Origin of the sequence: Streptomyces sp. NPDC093065 (genome assembly GCF_044754585.1) — a bacterium.
In the GTDB taxonomy this organism is placed as follows: domain Bacteria; phylum Actinomycetota; class Actinomycetes; order Streptomycetales; family Streptomycetaceae; genus Streptomyces.
On record NZ_JBIVPJ010000002.1, the window covers coordinates 309,889 to 334,353 of the forward strand.

The 24,465-nt window shown below is 73.8% G+C and carries 27 protein-coding genes; 19 read left to right on the forward strand and 8 right to left on the reverse strand.

Annotation, left to right across the window (positions count from 1 at the left end):
* Positions 1-78: 78 nt before the first annotated feature.
* On the reverse strand, positions 79-1,527 hold the full coding sequence (locus ACIQFU_RS04335; RefSeq protein WP_402548842.1) for an NAD(P)H-hydrate dehydratase: 1,449 nt from the start codon (positions 1,525-1,527) through the stop codon (positions 79-81).
* Positions 1,528-1,606: 79 nt separating this feature from the next.
* Here ACIQFU_RS04335 and ACIQFU_RS04340 point away from each other — a divergent pair, with 79 nt between their 5' ends.
* Complete coding sequence (locus ACIQFU_RS04340; RefSeq protein WP_402548844.1) at positions 1,607-2,215, forward strand: helix-turn-helix domain-containing protein; 609 nt, start codon at positions 1,607-1,609, stop codon at positions 2,213-2,215.
* 193 nt (positions 2,216-2,408) lie between these two features.
* Here the strand turns inward: ACIQFU_RS04340 and ACIQFU_RS04345 are convergent, their stop codons facing one another.
* Positions 2,409-2,780 carry a holo-ACP synthase gene (locus tag ACIQFU_RS04345; RefSeq protein ID WP_402548845.1) on the reverse strand — a complete coding sequence of 124 codons (372 nt, stop codon included), beginning with the start codon at positions 2,778-2,780 and terminating at the stop codon, positions 2,409-2,411.
* Positions 2,781-2,869: 89 nt separating this feature from the next.
* Here ACIQFU_RS04345 and alr point away from each other — a divergent pair, with 89 nt between their 5' ends.
* The 4 genes from alr (at position 2,870) to ACIQFU_RS04365 (ending at position 6,270) form a co-directional block, all read left to right on the forward strand.
* Positions 2,870-4,039 (forward strand): alanine racemase, encoded by a 1,170-nt coding sequence (gene alr, locus ACIQFU_RS04350; protein WP_402548847.1) that lies wholly within the window; start codon positions 2,870-2,872, stop codon positions 4,037-4,039.
* Between the two features lie 94 nt (positions 4,040-4,133).
* Positions 4,134-5,399, forward strand: a complete 1,266-nt coding sequence (locus tag ACIQFU_RS04355; protein ID WP_402548849.1) for an alpha/beta fold hydrolase — start codon at positions 4,134-4,136, stop codon at positions 5,397-5,399.
* A gap of 64 nt (positions 5,400-5,463) precedes the next feature.
* On the forward strand, positions 5,464-5,934 hold the full coding sequence (gene tsaE, locus ACIQFU_RS04360) for a tRNA (adenosine(37)-N6)-threonylcarbamoyltransferase complex ATPase subunit type 1 TsaE (RefSeq protein WP_402549247.1): 471 nt from the start codon (positions 5,464-5,466) through the stop codon (positions 5,932-5,934).
* 144 nt (positions 5,935-6,078) lie between these two features.
* Entirely contained in the window at positions 6,079-6,270 is a 192-nt protein-coding gene (locus ACIQFU_RS04365; protein WP_402548850.1) for a hypothetical protein, read from the forward strand.
* Positions 6,271-6,292: 22 nt separating this feature from the next.
* Here the strand turns inward: ACIQFU_RS04365 and ACIQFU_RS04370 are convergent, their stop codons facing one another.
* Positions 6,293-6,847 (reverse strand): hypothetical protein, encoded by a 555-nt coding sequence (locus ACIQFU_RS04370; protein WP_402548852.1) that lies wholly within the window; start codon positions 6,845-6,847, stop codon positions 6,293-6,295.
* Between the two features lie 201 nt (positions 6,848-7,048).
* Here ACIQFU_RS04370 and tsaB point away from each other — a divergent pair, with 201 nt between their 5' ends.
* The 8 genes from tsaB to ACIQFU_RS04410 all read left to right on the forward strand — a co-directional run bounded on the left by tsaB (position 7,049) and on the right by ACIQFU_RS04410 (position 13,782).
* On the forward strand, positions 7,049-7,702 hold the full coding sequence (gene tsaB / locus ACIQFU_RS04375; RefSeq protein ID WP_402548853.1) for a tRNA (adenosine(37)-N6)-threonylcarbamoyltransferase complex dimerization subunit type 1 TsaB: 654 nt from the start codon (positions 7,049-7,051) through the stop codon (positions 7,700-7,702).
* Positions 7,699-8,232, forward strand: a complete 534-nt coding sequence (rimI, locus tag ACIQFU_RS04380; protein WP_402548854.1) for a ribosomal protein S18-alanine N-acetyltransferase — start codon at positions 7,699-7,701, stop codon at positions 8,230-8,232. Before tsaB ends, rimI begins: the two co-directional genes overlap by 4 nt.
* Complete coding sequence (gene tsaD, locus ACIQFU_RS04385; protein WP_402548856.1) at positions 8,225-9,364, forward strand: tRNA (adenosine(37)-N6)-threonylcarbamoyltransferase complex transferase subunit TsaD; 1,140 nt, start codon at positions 8,225-8,227, stop codon at positions 9,362-9,364. Before rimI ends, tsaD begins: the two co-directional genes overlap by 8 nt.
* A complete protein-coding gene (locus ACIQFU_RS04390) occupies positions 9,361-9,630 on the forward strand; it encodes a hypothetical protein (RefSeq protein WP_402548858.1) in 270 nt (89 codons plus the stop codon). Before tsaD ends, ACIQFU_RS04390 begins: the two co-directional genes overlap by 4 nt.
* 84 nt (positions 9,631-9,714) lie before the next feature.
* Positions 9,715-10,767, forward strand: a complete 1,053-nt coding sequence (locus ACIQFU_RS04395; RefSeq protein ID WP_402548859.1) for a LacI family DNA-binding transcriptional regulator — start codon at positions 9,715-9,717, stop codon at positions 10,765-10,767.
* 182 nt (positions 10,768-10,949) lie between these two features.
* On the forward strand, positions 10,950-11,987 hold the full coding sequence (locus ACIQFU_RS04400; RefSeq protein WP_402548861.1) for an LCP family protein: 1,038 nt from the start codon (positions 10,950-10,952) through the stop codon (positions 11,985-11,987).
* A gap of 134 nt (positions 11,988-12,121) precedes the next feature.
* Positions 12,122-12,478, forward strand: a complete 357-nt coding sequence (locus ACIQFU_RS04405; RefSeq protein ID WP_402548862.1) for a YciI family protein — start codon at positions 12,122-12,124, stop codon at positions 12,476-12,478.
* 44 nt (positions 12,479-12,522) lie between these two features.
* Positions 12,523-13,782, forward strand: coding sequence for an RNA polymerase sigma factor (locus ACIQFU_RS04410; RefSeq protein WP_402548864.1), 1,260 nt, complete (start codon positions 12,523-12,525; stop codon positions 13,780-13,782).
* Here ACIQFU_RS04410 and ACIQFU_RS04415 read toward each other — a convergent pair.
* Positions 13,779-14,978, reverse strand: a complete 1,200-nt coding sequence (locus tag ACIQFU_RS04415; RefSeq protein ID WP_402548865.1) for a methyltransferase domain-containing protein — start codon at positions 14,976-14,978, stop codon at positions 13,779-13,781. The genes ACIQFU_RS04410 and ACIQFU_RS04415 overlap by 4 nt on opposite strands.
* A 90-nt stretch (positions 14,979-15,068) precedes the next feature.
* On the opposite strand from ACIQFU_RS04415, the gene ACIQFU_RS04420 reads away from it, so the two are divergent.
* From ACIQFU_RS04420 to ACIQFU_RS04440, 5 genes are all read left to right on the forward strand, one after another.
* Entirely contained in the window at positions 15,069-16,049 is a 981-nt protein-coding gene (locus ACIQFU_RS04420) for a polysaccharide deacetylase family protein (RefSeq protein ID WP_402548867.1), read from the forward strand.
* On the forward strand, positions 16,046-16,783 hold the full coding sequence (locus tag ACIQFU_RS04425; RefSeq protein WP_402548869.1) for a polysaccharide deacetylase family protein: 738 nt from the start codon (positions 16,046-16,048) through the stop codon (positions 16,781-16,783). Before ACIQFU_RS04420 ends, ACIQFU_RS04425 begins: the two co-directional genes overlap by 4 nt.
* 320 nt (positions 16,784-17,103) lie before the next feature.
* Positions 17,104-17,412 carry a co-chaperone GroES gene (gene groES / locus ACIQFU_RS04430; protein WP_019329594.1) on the forward strand — a complete coding sequence of 103 codons (309 nt, stop codon included), beginning with the start codon at positions 17,104-17,106 and terminating at the stop codon, positions 17,410-17,412.
* A 120-nt stretch (positions 17,413-17,532) separates the two neighbouring features.
* A complete protein-coding gene (gene groL, locus ACIQFU_RS04435; RefSeq protein ID WP_384965064.1) occupies positions 17,533-19,158 on the forward strand; it encodes a chaperonin GroEL in 1,626 nt (541 codons plus the stop codon).
* Between the two features lie 64 nt (positions 19,159-19,222).
* Positions 19,223-19,540, forward strand: coding sequence for a cold shock domain-containing protein (locus tag ACIQFU_RS04440; protein ID WP_402548871.1), 318 nt, complete (start codon positions 19,223-19,225; stop codon positions 19,538-19,540).
* 429 nt (positions 19,541-19,969) lie between these two features.
* On the opposite strand, the gene ACIQFU_RS04445 is transcribed toward ACIQFU_RS04440, so the two are convergent.
* The 3 genes from ACIQFU_RS04445 to ACIQFU_RS04455 form a co-directional block, all read right to left on the reverse strand.
* Entirely contained in the window at positions 19,970-21,175 is a 1,206-nt protein-coding gene (locus ACIQFU_RS04445; protein ID WP_402548873.1) for a hypothetical protein, read from the reverse strand.
* A gap of 336 nt (positions 21,176-21,511) precedes the next feature.
* Positions 21,512-22,285 (reverse strand): SDR family NAD(P)-dependent oxidoreductase, encoded by a 774-nt coding sequence (locus ACIQFU_RS04450; protein ID WP_402548875.1) that lies wholly within the window; start codon positions 22,283-22,285, stop codon positions 21,512-21,514.
* Positions 22,286-22,339: 54 nt separating this feature from the next.
* Positions 22,340-23,008 carry an MOSC domain-containing protein gene (locus tag ACIQFU_RS04455; RefSeq protein WP_402548877.1) on the reverse strand — a complete coding sequence of 223 codons (669 nt, stop codon included), beginning with the start codon at positions 23,006-23,008 and terminating at the stop codon, positions 22,340-22,342.
* A 96-nt stretch (positions 23,009-23,104) separates the two neighbouring features.
* On the opposite strand from ACIQFU_RS04455, the gene ACIQFU_RS04460 reads away from it, so the two are divergent.
* The gene (locus ACIQFU_RS04460; protein WP_402548878.1) at positions 23,105-24,019 is read left to right on the forward strand and encodes a LysR family transcriptional regulator; all 915 of its coding nucleotides are present in this window, start codon (positions 23,105-23,107) and stop codon (positions 24,017-24,019) included.
* Positions 24,020-24,065: 46 nt separating this feature from the next.
* On the opposite strand, the gene ACIQFU_RS04465 is transcribed toward ACIQFU_RS04460, so the two are convergent.
* Positions 24,066-24,398: a WhiB family transcriptional regulator gene (locus ACIQFU_RS04465; protein WP_381592870.1), complete on the reverse strand. Its 333-nt coding sequence runs from the start codon at positions 24,396-24,398 to the stop codon at positions 24,066-24,068.
* Between the last annotated feature and the right edge of the window lie 67 nt (positions 24,399-24,465).

Below are 24,465 nucleotides of genomic sequence, written 5' to 3' on the forward strand. Positions count from 1 at the left end.
AGGTCTGGGGGACCGCGCGGCTCCGCCGTCGGCGGGTGCGGGCTCACCGTACGGGTGAGCCCGGCGCCCGGTCGTGGTTCAGTCGTTGCGCACGTCCCGCCAGGCCCGGGGGATCGACTCTGCCACGTCGTGTGACCCGGCCGGTGCGCCCTGTGCCGCGAAGCGGCCCGCGAGGCCGTGGAGGTAGGCGCCCACGCTCCCCGCGTCCGTCGCCGACAGGCCCGCGGCGAGGAGCGAACCCGCCAGGCCGGACAGCACGTCCCCGCTGCCGGCCGTGGCGAGCCACGAGGTGCCCGTCGCGTTGACCCGGACGGGGCCGCCCCGCGCACCGGCCACCAGCGTCGTCGAGCCCTTCAGCAGCACCGTCGCCCCGTACCGTGCCGCCAGTTCGCGCACCGCGGCCAGCCGCGAGCCCTCCACCTCCTCCCGGGCCACCCCGAGCAGCGCCGCCGCCTCCCCGGCGTGCGGGGTCATCAGGGTCGGCGCCGTGCGCGCCCGTACCGCGTCCGCGTCGGCCAGCCGCAGGCCGTCCGCGTCGATCAGCACCGGCACCTCGGCCGCCAGCACCTGAGCCACCGTCGCCGCGTCGTCACCGGCCCCCGGTCCGACCACCCACGCCTGGACCCGCCCCGCCCGCTCGGGCCCCTGGTCGGACACGAGCGTCTCCGGGAAACGGGCGATCACCGCGTCCCCCGCCGGACCGACGTACCGCACCGCCCCGGCGCCGCCCCGCAGCGCGCCCGAGACGGCGAGTACGGCAGCGCCCGGATAGCGGGCCGACCCGGCGGCGATGCCGACGACCCCGCGCCGGTACTTGTCGCTCTCCGCCGCCGGCACCGGCAGCAGCCGGGCCACGTCCGCGTGCTGCAACGCCTCCAGTTCCGCCGCCTCGGCGGGCAGCGGCAGGCCGATGTCCACCAGCCGCACCGCCCCGGCGTACTCCCGCGCCGGATCGATCAGCAGCCCCGGCTTGTGCGCCCCGAACGTCACCGTCAGGTCGGCACGCACCACCTCGCCCGGCACCTGCCCGGTGTCCGCGTCGACCCCGCTCGGCAGGTCGACGGCGACCACGGCGGCCCGGGAGCGCGCGGCCGCGTCCGCCAGCGGTACGGCCTCCTCCCGCAGCCCGCCGCTGCCGCCGATCCCGACGATGCCGTCGAGCACCAGGTCGGCCCGTGCGATCCACTCCGGCGCCGTCCCGCCGTTCACCGTGCGGCCGCCCGCGCGCCGCAGTGCCGCCAGGCCGCCGCCGTGCGCCCGCTCCGGCGACAGCAGCACCGCCGTCACGCCCGCGCCCCGCCGGGCCAGCCGAGCGCCCGCGTACAGGGCGTCGCCGCCGTTGTCCCCGCTGCCGGCCAGCAGCACCACCCGGCTGCCGTAGACCCGCCCCGCCACCCGGCCCAGCACCTCCGCGCAGGCGGCGGCCAGCCCGGCCGCGGCCCGCTGCATCAGCGCCCCCTCCGGCAGCCGTGCCATCAGCTCCCGTTCGGCGTTCCTGACCGTTTCCACGCTGTACGCAGTCCGCATGCCGTCGAGTCTTCCCCGTACGCCCGGAACACGCACGGTCCCCCGCTCACCGGAATCCGGCATGGGGGACAGTGGTCCCATGACCGGCGGTGACGACGAGACGGCACAGGTGATGACCTCGCTCGGGACGCGCCTGCGTGCCCTCCGGCAGGCCCGCGGGCTGACCCTGGCCCAGCTCGCCGCCGCCACCGGCATCTCCGTGAGCACCCTGTCCCGGCTGGAGTCCGGGCAGCGCGAGCCGGGGCTGCGGCACCTGCTTCCGCTGGCCCGGGCGCACCGGCTGCCCCTGGACGAACTCGTCGGCTCACGGACCGGCGACCCCCGCGTCCACCCCCGCCCGTTCACCCGGCACGGACAGACGTGGGTCCCGCTCACCCGGAACCCGAACGACGGACTGCACGCCTACAAGCAGATCCTCCCCGCCCCGCCCACCCCGCGGACCGAGTGGACGCCGCGCCCCGAACAGGGGTCGCACGAGGGCCACGAGTGGCTCTACGTCCTCTCCGGCCGGCTGCTCCTCGCCCTCGGCGACCACGACCTCGTCCTGACGGCCGGGGAGACGGCGGAGTTCGACACCCGCGTCCCGCACGGCATCGCCAACGCCGGGGACCGGCCCGTCGAGTGGATCGCCCTCTACGGCGCGCAGGGCGAGCGCATGCACATCCGGGTCCGGCCGACGGGGGACTGAGCACCCCTTCCGGAGCCCCTAGGGCCTGTCTGACAATTCCCGTCTGCCTCGCGACGCCATGCACGCACTCTCGCCGCACCGGGCACCCACCCCCGTACAACCAGTACGAGGGCGTGCGCCCGGCACGCCGAGAGCACGCACCTGACGCCGCGAGGCCGCCCTGCGGGCGGCGACGGGAATCGTCAGACAGGCCCTAGCCCTCCGCGATCACCACCGCCGAGGCGATCCCCGCGTCGTGGCTCAGCGACACGTGCCAGGACGCCACGCCCAGCTCCGCCGCCCGCGCCGCCACCGTCCCCGTCACCCGCAGCCGCGGCTGCCCGCTGTCCTCGACGTACACCTCGGCGTCCGTCCACAGCAGCCCCGCCGGTGCGCCCAGCGCCTTGGCCAGCGCCTCCTTCGCCGCGAAGCGGGCGGCCAGCGAGGCGACGCCCCGGCGCTCCCCGCTCGGCAGCAGCAGCTCGCCCGCCACGAAGAGCCGCCCCGCCAGGGCCGGTGTGCGCTTGAGCGACGCCCCGAACCGCTCGACCTCGGCCACGTCGATCCCGACCCCGATGATGCTCATGCCGGGAACCCTAGCCACTGCCGGGCGGCAACCACCGCCGGGCGGCGTCGGGCGGGGGCGGCCGGGTGCTCTGAGAGACTGGGGGCACGATGAGCGAGACAACTGCTCGGCCGGACGCGGTACTGCGGGCCCGGGCCGAGATCGACCTGGCCGCCCTGCGGGCCAACGTCCGCGCGCTGCGCGAACGGGCCCCCGGGGCGGCTCTCATGGCCGTCGTCAAGGCGGACGCCTACGGTCACGGCGTGTTCCCCTGCGCCCGCGCCGCCGTCGAGGCGGGCGCGACCTGGCTCGGCACGGCTACGCCCCAGGAGGCCCTCGCCCTGCGCTCGGCGGCGGCCGGGCTGCCGGACGACGTACGGATCATGTGCTGGCTGTGGACGCCCGGCGGACCCTGGCGGGAGGCGATCGAGGCGCGTCTCGACGTGTCCGTCAGCGGAATGTGGGCCATGGCGGAGGTCGTCGCGGCGGCCCGGGCGGCCGGCGTCCCCGCCCGCGTGCAGCTCAAGGCCGACACCGGGCTCGGACGCAACGGCTGCCAGCCCGGCGCGGACTGGGAAGAGCTGGTCGGGGCCGCGCTGCGGGCCGAGGGGGAGGGGCTGCTGCGGGTCACCGGGCTCTGGTCCCACTTCGCCTGCGCCGACGAGCCAGGCCACCCCTCCATCGCCGCCCAGCTCACCCGCTTCCGGGAGATGACGGCCTACGCCGAGCAGCAGGGCCTGCGCCCCGAGGTGCGGCACATCGCCAACTCGCCGGCCACCCTCACCCTCCCCGACACCCACTTCGACCTCGTACGGCCCGGCATCGCGATGTACGGCGTCTCGCCCAGCCCCGAGATCGGCACCCCCGCCGACTTCGGACTGCGCCCCGTGATGACGCTGGCCGCGTCCCTGGCCCTGGTCAAGCAGGTCCCCGGCGGTCACGGCGTCAGCTACGGGCACCACTACACCACCCCCGGCGACACCACCCTCGGCCTCGTCCCGCTCGGTTACGCCGACGGAGTCCCGCGCCACGCCTCCGCCACCGGCCCGGTCCTGGTCGACGGCAAGTGGCGCACGGTCGCGGGGCGGATCGCGATGGACCAGTTCGTCGTCGACCTGGGCGGGGACCTGCCCGAGCCGGGCGCGGAGGCCGTGCTGTTCGGACCCGGCGACCGCGGCGAGCCCACCGCCGAGGACTGGGCCCAGGCGGCGGGCACCATCGCGTACGAGATCGTCACCCGGATCGGAACCCGCGTCCCGCGCGTCTACGTCGACGAGTGACGAGGCCGTACCGGCACGCGGTCAGGTGGAACGGCGATCAGCGGCGGGCAGGCGCACAGCGGCCCGGCGAACCCGGCGAAGAGGAGCGGTGCACGTGAGCGAGAGCAACGGGGAGGCCGTCGCGGCGGTCGTCGCCTCCGCCACGGAGGCCGCCGGCGAGGTCGCCGCGGGCGGCTGGCGCCGGGCGACCGGCATCGCCGGGGTCGCGATAGGCGTGGTCGCGGCGGGCGCCGCGGCCGGTGTGGCGATAGAGCGACTCACCGTCGGCCGCGGGATGCGCCAGAAGGCCAGGCTCGCCCTGGACTCGGCCGGCCCGTACGGCGGACTGCGCGGCACCCCCGGCACGGCCCGTGCCGAGGACGGCACCGAGCTGTACTACGAGGTCGACGACCCCGACCCGGAGGCCGACGCCGAGGCCCACCGCGCCCCGCGCCGCAGGCGGCTCTTCGGCCGCCGGGCGCCCGCGCCGGTCACCGTCGTCTTCAGCCACGGCTACTGCCTCAACCAGGACTCCTGGCACTTCCAGCGGGCGGCCCTCAGGGGCGTCGTCCGCACCGTCCACTGGGACCAGCGCAGCCACGGCCGGTCCGGGCGGGGCGTGGCCCAGACCCGGGACGACCGGCCGGTCAGCATCGAGGAACTGGGCCGCGACCTGAAGGCCGTCATCGACGCGGCCGCGCCCGAGGGCCCGATCGTGCTGGTCGGGCACTCCATGGGCGGCATGACCGTGATGGCCCTGGCCGACGCCTTCCCCGACCTGATCAGCGAACGCGTCGTCGGCGTCGCCCTCGTCGGCACGTCGTCCGGGCGGCTCGGCGAGGTCAACTTCGGGCTGCCGGTGGCCGGCGTCAACGCGGTTCGGCGGGTGCTGCCGGGCGTGCTCAGGGCGCTGGGGCAGCGGGCCGAGCTGGTGGAGAAGGGGCGGCGGGCGACGGCCGACCTGTTCGCCGGAATCATCAAGCGGTACTCGTTCGCGTCCCGGGACGTCGACCCGGCCGTGGCCCGGTTCGCCGAGCGGATGATCGAGTCGACGCCGATCGACGTCGTCGCCGAGTACTACCCGGCCTTCAACGACCACGACAAGACCGCGGCCCTCGCCCGCTTCGCCGGGCTCCCGGTGCTGGTCCTGGCCGGGGTGCGGGACCTGGTGACGCCGAGCGAGCACAGCGAGGCCATCGCCGACCTGCTGCCGGACGCGGAACTGGTGCTGGTCCCGGACGCGGGGCACCTGGTGATGCTGGAGCACCCGGAGCTGGTCACGGACCGCCTCGCCGATCTGCTCGCCCGCGCGGGCGCGGTGCCGGCAGCGGCTACCGTGGACGGCTATGGAAGCACCAGCAGCAGCGCAGGGCCCGGCTGACCCGTCCGGGTCCGCCGGGGCGTCCGGCTCCTCCGGGGCCTCGGAGCACGCCCCCGACGTCGAGATCACCGTCACCTCACCCGAGCAGATGCGGGAACTGGGCCGCAGGCTCGCCAAACTGCTGCGCGCCGGTGACCTGGTGATGCTCAGCGGTGAGCTGGGCGCGGGCAAGACGACCCTGGCCCGCGGACTCGGCGAGGGTCTCGGCGTGCGCGGCGCCGTCACCTCCCCGACCTTCGTGATCGCCCGCGTGCACCCCTCGCTCGGTGACGGCCCGCCGCTCGTCCACGTCGACGCCTACCGGCTGTCCGGCGGGCTGGACGAGATGGAGGACCTCGACCTCGACGTCTCCCTGTCCGACTCGGTGATCGTGGTCGAGTGGGGCGAGGGAAAGGTCGAGGAGCTGACCGAGGACCGGCTGCGGGTCCGGATCGAGCGGGCCGTCGGCGACACCACCGACGAGGTGCGGCACGTGACGGTGACCGGTCTCGGCGCGCGGTGGGCCACGGCCGACGTGAGCGTCCTCGCGGGCTGAGCCGCCCGGCACGGCCCTCGCGCGGGATTTTCCGACAAGGCGTCGGCAAAAGATTGCGTTCCGGGTCTTGCGCGTGGTCACATGGTACTCAGCTCGTAGTTAGGCATGCCTTACTACGCCGCCCCCGAGCTTCAGGAGGCGTCCATGTCGTCCATGTCCCAGGCCCGGCCGCCCGCGCCCACCGCGGTGTCGATGCGCGACCTGCTCGCCTCCTGTGCCGCCGCGGCCGCGGTCTCGACACCGCCCCGCGCGCCCGAGCCGGAGACCCGCCGCCCGGCCCGCGACCAGGACGGCCCTGACCACCGTGACGGCCGCGACCACCGTGAGGCCGCCTGACGCCTCCGCGTCCCGCGCGCCGTCAGGGGACGACGACGACCTGCCGTCCGATCGTCGCGAACTTCCACATCGCGTCGCCGTCCGCGCGCGACTCGCGGATGCCGCCGGTGCGCTGGTCCGGGTCGGGCTTCGCGGTCGAGCCGTCGACCGCCGCGCTGAACCCGACGGCCACGCCCTCGGCGCTGGTGAAGCGCACCACGTGTTCCACCGGGACGCCGTCGGACCCGGTGATCCGGTTGGATCGGGACGTGACCGTGTAAGCGCCCGGCGCCGGGTCGACCGTGCTGGGCGTGACCTCGTAGGTGCGCCGGACCTTGTTCCCCGGGCCGACCAGCCACACGCGGTCGTCGTCCACCGAGTACACCACCCGTTCACCCGTACCGGACCCCGCGGGCAGGGCGTCGGGGTGCCGCCGGTCGCGCGGTGCCTTGACGGCGCCCGGGGCGGGGCTGCTGGTCGCCCGGGTGCGGTCGAGGCCGGCCGGGGCGCCGACGGACGCCTGGTGGGCGAGGACGCCGATCGTCACGAGGGCCGCCGCGACGAGGCCGGTGACGATACCGGCGCTGCTGCTTGCCATGGCGACCACCTCGTCGTCGTAACTTGTGCGTCCTGCGTGCTGCGTCCTGCGCCCTGCGTGCGCACCCCGGGGCGACGGTAGCAGTACGTGAGCGAGTGAACGCGGTGCGCGACACGAGGCGGTCGGGTCGGGCCGGCGAGTGACCCCGGGGTTGTCCACAGGGCGTCCGACGCGGGCCGCGCGGCGCCGTAGGCTGTTTGCGTGCTCTTGCTCGCTCTGGATACCGCCACGCCCGCCGTGACCGTCGCGCTGCACGACGGTACGGACGTCATCGCCTCGTCGAGCCAGGTCGACGCACGCCGGCACGGTGAGCTGCTGCTGCCCGCCGTCGACCGGGTGCTCGCCGAGGCCGGCCTGCGGCTCGACGCCGTCACCGCCGTCGTCGCCGGTACCGGCCCCGGCCCGTACACCGGTCTGCGCGTCGGCCTGATGACCGCGGACGCCTTCGGACTCGCGCTCGGCGTGCCCGTGCACGGCGTGTGCACGCTGCACGCCCTCGCGTTCGCCGCCGACCTGGAGGGCCCCTTCGTGGTGGCGACCGACGCCCGCCGCAAAGAGGTCTACTGGGCGCGTTACGCCGACTCCCGCACCCGCCTCACCGACCCGGCGGTCGACCGCCCCGCCGACATCGCCGAGCGGGTGGCCGGCCTCCCGGCCGTCGGCGCGGGCGCGCTGCTCTACCCGGACACCTTCCCCCGGGCGCACGAACCGGAGCACGTGTCCGCCGCGGCCCTGGCCCGGCTGGCCGCCGGGAAGCTCGCCGCGGGGGAGGAGCTGCCCGCCCCCCGGCCGCTGTACCTGCGCAGGCCCGACGCCCAGGTCCCCAAGAACTACAAGGTGGTCACCCCCAAGTGACCGAGTCAGCCACCGCCGAGTCCGCACCCGCCGTACTGCGCGAGATGCGCTGGTGGGACATCGACCCCGTGCTCCGCATGGAGCGTGAGCTGTTCCCGGAGGACGCCTGGTCGCGGGGGATGTTCTGGTCCGAGCTGGCGCACGCGCGCGGTCCGGGGGCGACCCGGCGGTACCTGGTCGCCGAGGACGGCGGCCGGGTCGTCGGCTACGCGGGCCTGGTCACCTCCGGGGAGCAGGCCGACGTGCAGACCATCGCCGTGGCCCGCGAGCACTGGGGCACCGGCCTCGGCGCCCGGCTGCTGACCGAACTGCTGCGCGCGGCGACCGACTTCGAGTGCACCGAGGTGCTGCTCGAGTGCCGGGTGGACAACACCCGCGCCCAGCGGCTGTACGAGCGCTTCGGCTTCGAGCCCATCGGCTTCAGACGCGGCTACTACCAGCCGGGGAACGTGGACGCCCTGGTGATGCGCCTGACCGACCCCTCCACCTCCGTACCGGGAACCGAACGAGGAACCGACAACCATGGCTGACTCACGCGACGAGCCTCTCGTCCTGGGGATCGAGACCTCCTGCGACGAGACCGGCGTCGGTGTCGTGCGCGGCACCACCCTGCTGGCCGACGCCGTCGCGTCCAGCGTCGACGAGCACGCCCGCTTCGGCGGCGTCGTCCCGGAGGTGGCCAGCCGCGCCCACCTGGAGGCGATGGTGCCGACCGTCGACCGCGCCCTCAAGGAGGCGGGGGTGAGCGCGCGCGACCTCGACGGCATCGCCGTCACCGCCGGACCCGGCCTCGCCGGCGCCCTGCTGGTCGGCGTCTCGGCGGCGAAGGCGTACGCCTACGCGCTCGGCAAGCCCCTGTACGGCGTCAACCACCTCGCCTCGCACATCTGCGTCGACCAGCTCGAACACGGCGCGCTGCCCGAGCCGACGATGGCCCTGCTGGTCTCCGGCGGGCACTCGTCCCTGCTGCTGTCCACGGACATCACCTCGGACGTCCGCCCCCTCGGCGCCACCATCGACGACGCGGCCGGCGAGGCCTTCGACAAGATCGCCCGCGTGCTGAACCTGGGCTTCCCGGGCGGCCCGGTCATCGACCGGTACGCGCGCGAGGGCGACCCGGACGCGATCGCCTTCCCGCGCGGTCTGACCGGTCCGCGCGACCCGGCGTACGACTTCTCCTTCTCCGGGCTGAAGACGGCGGTGGCGCGCTGGATCGAGGCCAAGCGGGCGGCGGGGGAGGAGGTGCCGGTGCGCGACGTGTCGGCCTCCTTCCAGGAGGCGGTGGTGGACGTGCTGACCCGCAAGGCGGTGCGCGCCTGCAAGGACGAGGGCGTTGACCACCTGATGATCGGCGGCGGCGTGGCGGCCAACTCCCGGCTGCGGGCGCTCGCCCGGGAGCGCTGCGAGGCGGCCGGCATCCGGCTGCGCGTGCCGCGCCCCAAGCTGTGCACGGACAACGGCGCGATGGTGGCCGCGCTCGGCGCCGAGATGGTCGCCCGCAACCGGGCCGCCTCCGACTGGGACCTCTCGGCCGACTCCTCCCTCCCGGTGACGGAGCCGCACGTGCCGGGGCACGGTCACCCGCACGACCACGACCACGGACCCGGACACCACGGTCACGACCACGTCCACGAAGTCAGCAAGGAGAATCTGTACTCGTGACCGTCGCGCTGATGTGGGAGGCGCGGGCCCGTCCCGGCCGGGGCGAGGAGCTGCTCGCCTGGGTGCGCGCGCAGCCACTCGCCGGCGCCCCGGCCCGCCGGGAGACCCTGCGGGCCCCGCAGGACCGCGTCCTCGTCATCACCTGGTGGGACGCCGCGTACGACGCCGAACTCCCGGAACTGCCCGAACCGGAGGAGGGCCTGGTGACGCGGGCGGTGCACCGGTGGCGGTTCGAGTCGGCCGACGACGACCGGCAGGGCGAATGATTCGGCGTTCTCGTCGAATGTTCCGATGGGTTTCGGCCCGTCAGCCCCTTCGTCAGGCGGCCCCATGGGGTTACGATCGCCGCCATGACATCCCCGCAGCCCGCTGAAACCCCGACGCGAAAGCGGTCCGCGCAGACCGCGACCCTCGCCGAGATCGCGCGTGAGGCCGGCGTGTCGGCGCCGACTGTTTCGAAGGTGCTCAATGGCCGTGCCGACGTCGCCCCGTCGACACGGGCCCGCGTCGAGGAGCTGCTGCGCGTACACGGCTACCGGCGCAGGCGGGCGGAGTCGTCCCGGTCGCCCCTGATCGACCTGGTCTTCCACGAGCTGGAGAGCGCCTGGGCGATGGAGGTCATCCGGGGCGTGGAGAACGTGGCCCGGGACACCGGGCTCAGCGTCGTGCTCTCCGAGAGCGCGGGCCGCCTCACGCCCGGCCGGACCTGGGCCGACCAGGTCGCCGCCCGCCGCCCGCACGGCGTGATCCTCGTCCTGTCCGGCCTCGACGAGTCCCAGCGGGCCCTGCTCACCAGCCGTTCCATCCCGTTCGTGGTGATGGACCCGGCCGGCGACCCCGGCGCCGACGTGCCGTCCATCGGCGCCACCAACTGGCAGGGTGGACTCGCCGCCACCCGGCACCTGGTCGACCTCGGCCACACCCGCATCGGCGCGATCAGCGGACCCACCCGCATGATGTGCAGCCGCGCCCGCATCGACGGCTACCGGGCCGCCCTGGAGACGGCGGGCCTGCCGGTCGACCCCGGCCTGATCGCGACCGGCGACTTCCACCACGAGGCCGGCTACCGGCAGGGCCTGGAACTGCTGCGCCGCCCGGACCGGCCGACCGCCGTCTTCGCCGGCAACGACCTCCAGGCGCTCGGGCTGTACGAGGCCGCGCGCGAGCTGGGGCTGCGCATCCCCCAGGACCTGAGCGTGGTGGGGTTCGACGACCTGCCGGTGGCCCGCTGGGTGGGGCCGCCGCTGACGACCGTACGGCAGCCGCTGATGGAGATGGCCGAGGCGGCGGCCCGGCTGGTCCTGGACCTCGGGCGGGACGAGGGCTCCCCGACCGCGACCCGCGTGGAGCTGGCCACCAGCCTGGAGGTGCGCAGCAGTACGGCGCCTCCCCGGGAGGCGTAGCCCGCCCCAGGCGCCTCTCCGTGCCGCCCGCGCGCACGCGACGTTCGCCGGTCTCCGAAGTCTGAGAATTTCCGCAGAAGCCCGGCCCACCTGTTCCAGTTTCAATAATTCGGACTTATGTTCCTTCCGGCGGGGCATTCGGGTGGGGACGCGAACGAGACGGGCGGGGCGGGGGCTGACGCATGGCGGCGCGGGGCGGGCAGGGCGAGCGGGACGGCCGCCGGAGGGGGCTCAGGGCGGCCGGCCTGGCCCTGACCGGCGCCCTGCTGCTCGGCGCCGGGGCGGCGGGCTGGGCCTACCTCCACCTGAACGGCAACATCAAGAGCGTCGACATCAACGGCGCGCTCGGCGACGACCGCCCCGCCCGCCCGGTCACCGTCCCCTCCGCCTCGCCCTCCGCGTCCCCGGTGCCCACCGGTGCCCTGAACCTCCTCGTCCTCGGCTCCGACTCGCGCAGCGGCGAGGAGAACCAGGAGCTGGGCGGCGGCGACAGCGGGGGTGCCCGCTCGGACACGGCGATGGTCGTCCACCTCGACGCTGGCCGTACCGCCGCCACCGTCGTCAGCATCCCGCGCGACACGCTCGTCGAGCGGCCCTCGTGCCCGCTGCCGTCCGGCGGGACGACCCGCGAGGCGAGCGGCGCGATGTTCAACACCGCCTACGAACTGGGCGGCCCGGTCTGCGCCGTGAAGACCGTCGAGTCGCTCACCGGGGTCCGCATGGACCACTACGTCGAGGTCGACTTCTCCGGCTTCGCCGACCTGGTCGACGCGCTCGGCGGGGTCACCGTCACCACGGACGTCGACATCGACGACGACAAGAGCCACCTGCGCCTGGACGCCGGCACCCACCACCTCGACGGCACCGAGGCCCTCGGCCTGGCCCGCACCCGGTACGGGCTGGAGGGCGGCAGCGACCTCGCCCGGATAGAGCTCCAGCACAAGCTCGTCAAGGCGCTCCTCGAACAGATCTCCGCCACCGACCTGCTCACCGACCCCGCACGCCTCTACCAGGTCGCCGACGCGCTCACCGGCAGCCTCACCACCGACACCGGCCTCGACTCGCTCGGCGAGCTGGTGAACCTGGGCCGCAGCCTCGGAGGCCTGGAGGCGGACGAGGTACGCACGCTGACGATGCCGGTACGGCCGGCCCCCTCCGACCCCAACCGGGTGGTGGCGGACGAGCCCGGCGCCGCCGACCTGTGGGAATCACTGCGCTGAGCAGATCCGGAGCGGTCCGGCGAAAATGCCCGGAAGAATCTCGTGCCGCGTGTCGATCCACGGCCGGCCCGTTCGACGCAAAGGGTGAGAGGCCGGGGACAGCCCCGGTCGCCGTACCACCCCGAGGAGTCACCATGCCCCGCTACCTTTCCCTGATCCGCATCGAGGAGAGCGACGCCGTGCCCGACGGCCCCAGCCCCGAGCTGGTGCAGCGGATGGAGAAGCTGATGGACGAGATGACCAAGGCCGGCGTGCTGCTCGACACGGCCGGCCTGACCCCGACCGCCCAGGGCACCCGCGTCCACTACGAGGGCGGTCGGCTCTCCGTCACCGACGGTCCCTTCACCGAGTCCAAGGAGGTCATCGGCGGCTACTCGCTCCTCCAGGCCAAGGACATGGCCGAGGCGGTCGAGTGGACCAAGCGGTTCCTGAAGGTGCACGAGGAGCACTGGACGGTGACCTGCGAGGTCCGGGAGCTGATGGAGGGCTGAGTCCCGTTTTGCCCCCGCGGCCCGAGGGTGTTGCATGGTGGGTTGTGGAACCGCAGCCCACCGCAGCCCTCGAAACCGTTTTCCGGCTCGAGTCGCCCCGCGTCATCGCCGGTGTCGCCCGGCTGGTCCGGGACGTCGGCATCGCCGAGGAGCTCACCCAGGACGCCCTGGTCGCCGCTCTGGAGCAGTGGCCCAGGGAGGGTGTGCCCGACAACCCGGGCGCCTGGCTCATGGCCACCGCCCGCCACCGCGCCGTCGACCTGATCCGGCGCCGGGAGAACTACGCCCGCAAGCTCGCGGAGATCGGCCGGGACCTGCCCGCCTCGACGCCCCCGCCCGAGGAGCCCGCCGGCCCGGAGGACATCGACGACGACCTGCTGCGGCTGGTCTTCACCGCCTGCCACCCGGTGCTGTCCGCCGAGGCCCGCATCGCCCTCACCCTCCGCCTGCTCGGCGGCCTGACCACACCCGAGATCGCCCGCGCCTGCCTCGTGCCCGAGCCGACGGTCGCGCAGCGCATCGTGCGCGCCAAGCGCACCCTGGCCCGGAAGAACGTCGCCTTCGAGGTGCCGTACGGACCGGACCGCGAGGCCCGTCTCGGCTCGGTCCTGGAGGTCATCTACCTGATCTTCAACGAGGGCTACGCGGCCACCGCGGGCGACGACTGGCTCCGCCCCGGCCTGTGCGAGGACGCCCTGCGACTGGCCCGTGTCCTGTCCGCCCTGATGCCGAAGGAACCCGAGGTGCACGGCCTGACCGCGCTGCTGGAGTTCCAGTCCTCCCGCACCGCCGCCCGCACCGCCCCCGACGGCGAGCCGGTGCTGCTGCGGGACCAGAACCGCCACCGCTGGAACCGCCTGCTCATCGCCCGCGGCATCACCGCACTCGGCCACGCCCACGCCGCCGCCGGCTCCGCCGCCCCGGGCCCGTACGCCCTCCAGGCCGCGATCGCCGCCTGCCACGCGACGGCCCACACGTACGAGGAGACCGACTGGCCGCGCATCGCCGCCCTCTACGGCCTGCTCGCGGCCCGCACCCCGTCCCCGGTCGTCGAACTCAACCGTGCGGTCGCCGTCTCGATGGCCGAGGGCCCGGCCCCGGCGCTCGCCCTCGTCGACGCCCTCGCCGCCGAACCGGCCCTGCGCGACTACCACCTGCTCCCCAGCGTCCGGGGCGACCTCCTGCTCCGCCTGGGCCGCGGGGCCGAGGCGCGCACGGAGTTCGAACGGGCCGCGTCCCTGACCCGCAACGCACGCGAACGCGCACTCCTGCTGCGCCGGGCCCGGGAGACGGAGGCCCGCTAGCCGTCCCGGCGGACGGGGTGCCCGATCAGCATCGTGGGTGCCCCCGCGACCCGCGTCAGGAACACGGTCGCGGCGTTCGGCCCCTGCGGTTTGACCTTCTTCCGCAGCTCCTCCGGCTCGACCGCCGAGCCCCGCTTCTTCACCGTCAGGGTGCCGACCCCGCGCTCCCGCAGCAGCGCCTTCAGCTTCTTCACGTTGAACGGCATCCGGTCGGTGATCTCGTACGCCGTGGCGTACGGCGTGCGGTGCGCTTCGTCGGCGGTGACGTAGGCGATGGTCGCATCGATCAGGCCACCCTCCACTTCTTCGGCCACCTCGGCGACGAGGTGGGCGCGGATGACGGCGCCGTCCGGCTCGTACAGGTACCTCCCCACCGGCCGGACCCCGGGGTCCGGGAGCATGGTCTCGGGCGTCACGCGGATCCCCGCGCCGGCGGGCAGCAGCGTCGCCCGCCGTGCCCCCGGCGTCACGTCCCGGCCGAACCACAACACGGCCTCCTTCACGTCCCCTCCGTCCGAGACCCACTCGGCCGTCGCCTCCGGGGGGATCGCCTCGTGCGGAATGCCGGGCGCGATCTTCAGCAGGCCGAGCGGTGCCCCGAGCGCGGCGGACACGGCCCAGGACAGGGGCGGGGAGTAGGCCTCCGGATCGAAGATCCGGCCGCGCTTGGAGGAACGCCTGGCGGGGTCGACGAACACGGCGTCGTATCCGGCCGTGTCCACTTCTGCCACGTCGGCCTCGCGCACCTCGATCAGGTCGGCGAGCCCGAGGGCGTCGGCGTTGGCACGGGCCGCCGCGGCCGTGACCGGGTCGCGGTCGACGGCGAGGACCCGGATCCCGGCGCGGGCCAGCGCGATCGCGTCGCCGCCGATCCCGCAGCACAGATCGGCGACGGACCGCACGCCGGCTGCCCGGAGGCACTCCGCCCGGTAGGCCGCCACACTCCCCCGCGTCGACTGCTCGACCCCGTTGGGCGTGAAGAACATCCGCCCGGCGTCCTCGGCCCCGAACTTCGCCACCGCCCGCTGCCGCAGCCGCGCCTGCCCGAGCGCGGCCGACACCAGCTCGGCGGGGTGGGTGCGCCGCAGCCGGGTGGCGACCGCCAACTCCCGCGCGGGGTCGGTGTCGCGCACCTCGTCGAGCAGCGCGCGGCCTTCGGGGGCGAGCAGGGCGAGGAGGGAGTCCAGGTCGTTCACCGCCTCATTGTGGGCCAGTCGGTGGATGGTGCGCTCCCGGCGAGGTGTCGGACCGGGTTCGACGGCCGGCGGCTGCGAGGATCCGGCACCATGCGAGAAGTCGTACAAAATGACAAAAGTCGGGCGTCGCGTGGCGCGTCCCGGGCATCCGGTCCCGCACTGCACAGGGCACGCCGCAGAGCACTTCGCCGGCGCGGAGCGACCGCCACCGCCGTCCTCGCCGTCGCCGCCCTCGCCGGCGGCTGCGCGCAGGGCGACGACCACGGGGTGCGGGGCGCGGCCGGCCAGCAGGCCCCGAAGGCGCCCCCGGCCCGGGCGGTGGACGGTGCGGCCAAGGCGCGCGAGGCCCGGGCTGCCCTGGTCGCCGCCGCCAAGCGCTGGGACCTCAAGAAGGTCCCGCTGACGGCACCCGCGCCCCCCGGGAAGAAGCCGGAGATCAAGGCCCGGGAGGGCTTCGAGGTCGACGGCCAGGAGACGGAGAACCTCCCGCCGGTCTTCACCACGGTCCCCACCAAGGAGAAGATCGTCTTCCTCACCATCGACGACGGTTCCAACAAGGACCCGGAGTTCCTGAAGATGATGAGCGAGCTGAAGATCCCGTACACCGTCTTCCTCACCGACGAGGAGATCAAGGACGACTACGGCTACTTCAAGAAGATGCAGGCCCGAGGCATCACCCTCAACAACCACACCCTGAGCCACCCCTACCTCCCCGGGCTCTCCTACGAGGAGCAGAAGCGCGAGATCTGTGGCATGCAGGACGTGATGGAGAAGCACTACGGCAAGCGCCCCGCCCTCTTCCGCCCGCCCTACGGCAACTACAACCACGACACCCTGCGCGCGGCCAAGTCCTGCGGCATCAAGTACGCCCCGATCTGGAGCGAGGAGGTGTACGTCGACCACTGGGAGTACCGCGAGTGGGACCAGGACCTGCACCCCGGCGACATCGTCCTCACCCACTTCCGGGGCAAGAGCGACTGGGACGGCACGATGACCGACATGGTCCGCCGCTTCCTGGACCGGATCACCGCCGACGGGTACGCGGTGGCCCGCCTGGAGGACTACCTGTGAGGCGGGGGCGGTTCCGCCCGGCCGGCGCCGCCCTGGCAGCCCTCCTGCTCCCGCTGCTCCCGCTCACCGGCTGCGACCGGCCCGCCGCCCCCGCCGAACGCGCGGCGGCCGGGAACCCCGCCCAGGACGCCGGCCAGGGACGGCAGCTGCCGCCGGTCGTGGACCACGTCCGCACCGACGACCCGGTCGTCTTCCTCACCTACGACGACAGCGCCGAGCGCGACCCCGCCTTCGCCGCGCTGATCCGCGAACGGCGGCTCCCGGTCACCCTGTTCCTCACCGACACCGTCGCCGGACCGGTGTACGGCGACCTCGCCCGGCTGCGCCCGTTCGGCGCGAGCCTGCAGAACCACACCCTCGACCACCGCTCCCTGCGTGGCCTGCCCTACGCCGGCCAGCGGGCCGAGATCTGCGGCCAGCAGACCAAGCTCAAGTCACGCTTCGGCGTCCGCGCCCACCTCTTCCGCCCGCCGCACGGCGGCTACGACACCACCACCCTGCGCGCCGCCGCCGACTGCGGCATCACGGCCCTGGTCCTGTGGCGCGCCGCCCTCGACGCCGGGGGCGACCTCACCTACGCCGGCGGCGGCGACCACCGCCTCCACCCCGGCGACGTCGTGGCCGTGGACCCGGACGACGCGACGGCCGCGAACCTGGCGGCCCGCACGGAACGTCTGCTGGAGACGATCGAGGAGCAGGGGCTGAGGGTGGGCAACCTGGAAAAATACCTTTAGTCACAGCCCGTCCGGCGTTCGAGGACGAGGCCGTTCAGGCCGAAGCGGGGGTCTGGGGGGGGGCAGCCCCCAGCGGCGCCCACACCCGCGCAGGGTGCCTCCACGAACCGGTGTTCACCCGAAAACCCCGCCGACGCGCCGCCGGCATTGGCACTCCGCTTGACCGAGTGCTAATCGCGGTCATAGTCTCGGGTCTGGCACTCCCCACCGGAGAGTGCCAACAAAGCGACGGGCAGGTCCGGCACCCGCGACGACGGATCGACCTGGTCGCCACCTCAGACAGTTAACCCCGTGAGATCTCCGAAGGGGGAGGTCGGATCGTGACGACCGCCAGCTCCAAGGTTGCCATCAAGCCGCTCGAGGACCGCATCGTGGTCCAGCCGCTCGACGCCGAGCAGACCACGGCTTCGGGCCTGGTCATTCCGGACACCGCCAAGGAGAAGCCCCAGGAGGGCGTCGTCCTGGCCGTGGGCCCGGGCCGCTTCGAGGACGGCAACCGTCTTCCGCTCGACGTCAGCGTCGGCGACGTCGTGCTCTACAGCAAGTACGGCGGCACCGAGGTGAAGTACAACGGCGAGGAGTACCTCGTCCTCTCGGCCCGCGACGTGCTCGCGATCGTCGAGAAGTAGTTCACCCGAAGCACCTTGCTTTCCAGCTGCGCCCCTGGCTCCCGCGACCATAAAAAGCCGGGCGTCGGGGGCGCAGTTGCCGTATAACCCCAAGATTTCCGGAAGAGGGCTCACGCTCCCATGGCGAAGATCCTGAAGTTCGACGAGGACGCCCGTCGCGCCCTCGAGCGCGGCGTCAACAAGCTCGCCGACACGGTGAAGGTGACGATCGGCCCCAAGGGCCGCAACGTCGTCATCGACAAGAAGTTCGGCGCCCCCACCATCACCAACGACGGCGTCACCATCGCCCGCGAGGTCGAGGTCGAGGACCCGTACGAGAACCTCGGCGCCCAGCTGGTGAAGGAGGTGGCGACCAAGACCAACGACATCGCGGGTGACGGCACCACCACCGCCACCGTGCTCGCCCAGGCGCTCGTGCGCGAGGGCCTGAAGAACGTCGCCGCGGGTGCCTCCCCGGCGCTGCTCAAGAAGGGCATCGACGCCGCCGTCAAGGCCGTCTCCGAGGACCTCCTCGCCACCGCCCGCCCGATCGACGAGAAGTCCGACATCGCCGCCGTGGCCGCGCTGTCCGCCCAGGACCAGCAGGTCGGCGAGCTGATCGCCGAGGCGATGGACAAGGTCGGCAAGGACGGTGTCATCACCGTCGAGGAGTCCAACACCTTCGGTCTGGAGCTGGACTTCACCGAGGGCATGGCCTTCGACAAGGGCTACCTGTCGCCGTACTTCGTGACGGACCAGGAGCGCATGGAGGCCGTCCTCGACGACCCGTACATCCTGATCAACCAGGGCAAGATCTCCTCCATCGCGGACCTGCTGCCGCTGCTGGAGAAGGTCATCCAGGCGAACGCCTCCAAGCCGCTGCTGATCATCGCCGAGGACCTGGAGGGCGAGGCGCTCTCCACCCTCGTCGTCAACAAGATCCGCGGCACCTTCAACGCGGTGGCCGTCAAGGCCCCCGGCTTCGGCGACCGCCGCAAGGCGATGCTGCAGGACATGGCCGTCCTCACCGGTGCCACGGTCATCTCCGAGGAGGTCGGCCTCAAGCTCGACCAGGTCGGCCTGGACGTGCTCGGCACCGCCCGCCGCATCACCGTCACCAAGGACGACACCACCATCGTCGACGGTGCCGGCAAGCGCGACGAGGTCGAGGGCCGCATCGCCCAGATCAAGGCCGAGATCGAGTCCACGGACTCCGACTGGGACCGCGAGAAGCTCCAGGAGCGCCTCGCGAAGCTGGCCGGCGGCGTGTGCGTGATCAAGGTCGGCGCCGCCACCGAGGTGGAGCTGAAGGAGCGCAAGCACCGTCTGGAGGACGCCATCTCCGCGACCCGCGCCGCGGTCGAGGAGGGCATCGTCTCCGGTGGTGGCTCCGCGCTGGTCCACGCCGTCAAGGTGCTGGAGGGCAACCTCGGCAAGACCGGCGACGAGGCCACCGGTGTCGCGGTCGTCCGCCGCGCCGCCGTCGAGCCGCTGCGCTGGATCGCCGAGAACGCCGGCCTGGAGGGCTACGTCATCACCTCCAAGGTCGCCGAGCTCGACAAGGGCCAGGGCTTCAACGCCGCCACCGGCGAGTACGGCGACCTGGTCAAGGCCGGCGTCATCGACCCGGTGAAGGTCACCCGCTCCGCCCTGGAGAACGCCGCCTCCATCGCCTCCCTCCTGCTGACGACCGAGACCCTGGTCGTCGAGAAGAAGGAAGAGGAAGAGCCGGCCGCCGCGGGCCACGGCCACGGCCACGCCCACTGAGCGACACGCTCGTAGAAGGGCCCGGCATCCCGGTGGATGCCGGGCCCTTCCCGTCCCGACACCCATGCCGGGGATCCCGCCCGGCGAGGTGTGCACCGGCCGCGAGCTGGAGCGGCACAGCGAAGAGGGCCGGGGCGTACCCGCGTCCGACGCCCTTCCGGAGCGGGTCCGGGCGCACTTCTCGGTGATCGAGGCCGAGGGCTTCCGCGAACCGGCCGCAGGCCGGAGTGCCGTGTTCTCGGCCGGGCGGGCCGAGCGGGCCGAGTACCAGTGGCGCGCCGTGTGCGTCCGGCCGAAGACGGCCACGGACCGCCGTCCGGACGAAGCGGACGGGCACCGGCCGGGCTACGCGTCCGGTCTGCACATCGCCCACGACTCCTGACGCGCGCGCCGGTTCTCCGCATCTGTACGGGTGCGGAGATCCGGTTGACGGCTGACTCGGCCACGCGCACCGGGCGTGCCGGCGTCCGGGCGTGCCGAGCGCGTCCGGACGCCGCCCGCCACGACGGCCCGGTCACGTCGTCGCGCAGCCGCACGAAACGGTCGTCGACGATCCGGTGCCGCGGGACGACGGACGGAAGGGACGCGGCGAGCGTGGCATTGGCCAAGACGTCCTCGATCAGCAGGGCCCGTTCAGTGCCTGCTGGGACGCGCGTTCGGTCCGGGTGCGAACCGCTCGTCGAGTCGGCGGCGCCGGTCATGCGCCCGCCCGCTCGGCCGGTGGCAGGCGTTCGGCACCTGTCGGGGCGGTCGGACCGGCGGCCGTCGGGCCGCTCCGGCGACACAGAGGTGCCGCGTCACCGAGGAGCCGTCACAGCAGCCCGCTCAACGGCAGTACCCGCTCGGTGAGCCGCCCCCGCAGCCGCTCCCCGGCGGTGTCGACTTCCTCCGCGAGCCAGCCCGCGGCGACCAGCAGACCGGCGTGCTCGGCGACGTTTTCGGGCCGCAGGCCGCAGAACGGGGCGACCACGTCCAGCGCGAGCCCCTCGACGTCCTCGTCCGCACCTCCGAGGCACCCGTCGGGACGGCTGTGGGCGGCGGTGTACACGGCGAGGAGCCGCGTGGCGGGCCCCGCCTTCTTCTTCCGCAGCTTCCGGTCGCCCACCACCTTCTGCGCCCACCCCGAGAGCCGGGCCCGGGTGACCTTGCCGAAGAAGAACGGGCGGGGCCGGGTGGGAATCAGCGTGGGCACCGTGACCTGGGTGGGTTCCTCGGGCCGGGACATCAGCGCGTCCTCGACGGTGACGTCCTCCGGCAGCACCAGCCAGCCCGCGTCGACCAGTTGCCGGAGCACCTCCTCGGCGTCCGACGCCAACCAGCCGCTGAGGTCCTGCCCGGTGACGTTCCCGGTGCCGGTGCGCGCGGCCCGCAGGGTGAGCATCAGCACGGCGAGCCGCGCCTCGGCCCCGGGGAGCGGGGAGTCGGCGCGGAGGTGCTCCAGCACACCGCGGGCGTGGACGCCCTGGCCCCGGGTCAGCAACCGCTCGATCACGGGCCCTTCGCCATCCACCAGGAGGCCGCGCCGGTTGGCGTCCATCTCGCGGGTGGTCCGCGCGGCCGCCGCGGCCCGGTCCGCCTCCTCCCGCAGGGACGCGTCGCCGGTGACGTCCGCCCACAGGGCGAAAGCGCGGGCCTTGCGGTCGTGGAGATCGGCGAGGACGGCGAGGTCCGGTTCGGGCCGCCGCTGGTACGCGCGGAACGCGTCCCCGAGCTCGGTCAGCTCCACGCGCAGCACTTCGGGCTGGAGATCGTCCGGCACGATCCGCTGCGCGACCTTCGCCCATCGCCCCGCCTTCCGGGCCCGGGCGGGGACACCGCCGGGCCGGGGACGCGGGGCGGTCCGGGCGGGCGGGACGGAGGCCGGGGCCGCCCACGGTGCCCCACTGCCGGGGGCGTCGGAGAACAGCACCGTCCCACCCCCGGTCACGGGCCCCCGGCCCGTCTTCACTCCGTCCGTACGCCCCCTGTCCGTGCCGTTGACGAACACTTCGCCCCCGTCACCCGTGCCCGCGTTCACGCGATGCCGTCCTCTCCCTCGCCGAACCTGCGACCTCCCCGCCCGCTGCGGGCGCAGCCACCCGACGCTAAGACGCACGGGCACAGCGCCAGGCAAGGACCGGGATAGACCACACGTTCGGGTGATGGTCCGTCCCGCGCGAGCGGCATCGTGGCCGGCCGCAGCACACGCACCCCGACCGGCCCCCAGGGGCAACGCTGTTTCGATCACCGCGTGGTCGGCGACGCAGAGCGGCGACGGCCCACCGGCGCGCGGGGCATTGGTCAGGCCGAGACGGGCGTACGGGACAAGCAGACGCGACAGCTCGTCCCGGGCGATTCCCGGCACCCCACTGCCCTACTGCGGCCCGTACTTCCGCCCCGTCCGTGAGGTGATCCCGCCCAGCAGGCCCCGCGGGACCAGCTTCGCCGCGCCCATCAGGGTCTTGTAGCGGGGGTCGGGGATCGACAGGGACCTGCCGCGGGAGAGGTCCGCCAGTGCCGCCGCGACGACCTTGTCCGCGTCGAGCCACATCCAGTTCGGGATGTTGTCCGTGCCCATGCCGGCGCGCTGGTGGAACTCGGTGCGCACGAAGCCGGGGGCCAGGGCCATCAGGCGTACGCCGCTGCCGGCCAGGTCCTTCGCCACGCCCTGGGTGAACTGGACGACCCACGCCTTGGAGGCGCCGTAGGTGCCGCGCGGGACGAAGGCGGCGACCGAGGCCACGTTGACGACGCCGCCGCGGCCGCGCTCCCGCATCCCCTCCACCGCCGCCGAGGTCAGCCGGAGCACCGCCTCGCAGTGCACCTTGAGCATGGTCAGCTCGTCGGCCATGGAGACGTCGAGGAAACGTCCCTTGTTGCCGAAACCGGCGTTGTTGATCAGCAGGTCGACGGGGTTCCTGCGGTCCGACAGCCGGGCGGCCACCGCGTCGATGCCCGCGTCCGTCGACAGGTCCGCCGTCAGCACCTCCGCCTCGATGCCGTGCCGGTCGTGCAACTCGGTGGCCTGCTCGCGCAGCCGCTCGGTGTCGCGGGCCACCAGCACCAGGTCGTGTCCGTCGGCCGCCAGCCGGCGCGCGAACGCGGCCCCGAGGCCCGCCGTCGATCCCGTAATCAATGCCGTTGTCATGGCGCAAGGTTAGGGCGAGGGATCATGGGTGTGGACCGAGCACGTCCGCTTCGCTCAGGCGCCGTACTCCGCCGCGTACTTCCGCGCCGTCGCCAGCGCCTCCGGGTGCAGTGCCTCGCCCGCCGGGAGCAGCCGGGGGAGCAGCTCGCGCTGGGTCGTCACCGCGCGGAACTGCAGGGCCACCGTCACCTCGTGGGAGGGGCGGTGCACGATCCGCACCGGGTCGCCCGCGCGGATCTCACCGGGCTCGAGGACGCGGAAGTAGGCGCCCGGCACGCCTTTCTCCATGAAGCGCTTCACCCAGCGCGGCTCACCCATGTGGCCCTGGAAGGTGCGGCACGGGATGCGTCCGGACGTCACCTCCAGGAGCAGCTCCGGGCCGACCCGCCAGCGCTCGCCGATCAGGGCGCCGGTGACGTCCAGGCCCGTGGTGGTGAGGTTCTCGCCGAACGAGCCGTTCGGCAGCTCGCGGCCCAGTTCGCGCTCCCAGGCGTCCATGTCCTCGCGCGCCATCGCGTACACCGCCTGGTCGTCGCCGCCGTGGTGCCGTGTGTCGCAGACGGCGTCACCGGCCAGGCCGCTCGCCCCGAAGCCCTTGGAGCCGGGCGCCGCCACCCGTACGGGACCGTCGGCCGGGCGCTTGTCGATACCGGTGACGCCCTCGGGCTGGTCCGTGTACGGCACCGCCTTCGCGCGGCCCAGGTTGACGGACAGAAGCCTCATGGCGGGAAGGTGCATACGAGAACGGTAGGTCACGCGCGGTCAAAGCGGCGACCCATTATTCGGCGTCCGGTCAAAGGGTCGCTTATCCTCAACGGTGTGATCGAGGCTCGTCATCTCCGTGTGCTGCGCGCCGTGGCATCGACCGGTTCCTTCTCCGCCGCCGGGCGCGAGCTGGGCTGCACCCAGCCCGCCGTGAGCCAGCAGATGAAGGCCCTGGAGGCGTCCGTCGGCACCCCGCTGCTCGTGCGCACCGGACGTGAGATGCGGCTGACCCAGGCCGGAGAGGCGCTGGTGCGGCACGCCGCCGGGATCATCGCCGGGCTCACGGCGGCCGAGGAGGAGGTCGCCGCGATCGCCGGGCTGCGCGCCGGGCGGGTCCGGCTGGTCTCCTTCCCCAGCGGCAGCTCCACCCTCGTACCGACCGCCCTGGCCGCGCTGCGCGCCGCACACCCCGGCACCCGGGTCTCCCTGGAGGAGGCCGAGCCGCCGAACTCCGTCGAGCTGCTGCGCGAGGGCGACTGCGACGTGGCGCTCGCCTTCCGGTACGAGGACGCGGCCGGTGCGGAGGAGTGGGACGACCTCGTCGTACGGCCGCTGCTGACCGACCGGCTGGTGGCGCTGGTGCCCGAGGGGCACCGGCTCGCCCGTACGGAAGGGTCCGTGGCCATCGGGGAGCTGGCCCGGGAGTCCTGGATCGCGGGCTGCCCGCGCTGTCGCGGCCAGCTGGTCGAGGTGTGCGAGGGGGCCGGTTTCTCCCCCCGCATCGACTTCGCCACCGACGACTACCCGGCGGTGGTCGGCCTGGTCGGCGCGGGGCTGGGAGTGGCCGTGCTGCCCCAGCTCGCCGTCGAGTCCGTACGGCCCCGGGGAGTGCGGACGGTCACGCTGGAGCCGGCCGTGCGGCGGGAGATCGTCGCGCTCACGCTGCCCGACCTGGCGCAGGTGCCGGCGGTGACGGCGACCCTCGACGAGCTGGGCCGGGCGGGCGCACGCCAGTCGGCGGCGCGCTGACCGCGTCGGGGAGCCTTGCGTCGCGTTCTTCCAGAGAAACGTTCCTTCAGTGAGGTGCGGCCGCCTCCCCGCCGGCCGAGGCCGTCGCCGCCACCAGGCGGTTGCGGGCCCGTCCCATGAGCTCCTCGCGCTCGTCCTCGGTCAGTCCGCCCCAGACGCCGTACGGCTCACGCACCGCCAGCGCGTGCGCCGCGCACTCGGCGCGGACCGGGCACCTCATGCAGACCTCCTTGGCCGAGTTCTCGCGAGCACTCCGTGCCGCACCGCGTTCGCCTTCCGGATGGAAGAAGAGCGAACTGTCCACCCCGCGGCACGCAGCCAGGAGCTGCCAGTCCCACAGGTCCGCGTTCGGTCCGGGAAGGCGGGAGAAATCTGCCATTGCGTGACCCCTTGTAGCCGTTCTGGGTGGATACGGTGTCCACGACCGTACAACTACGATCTAAGGA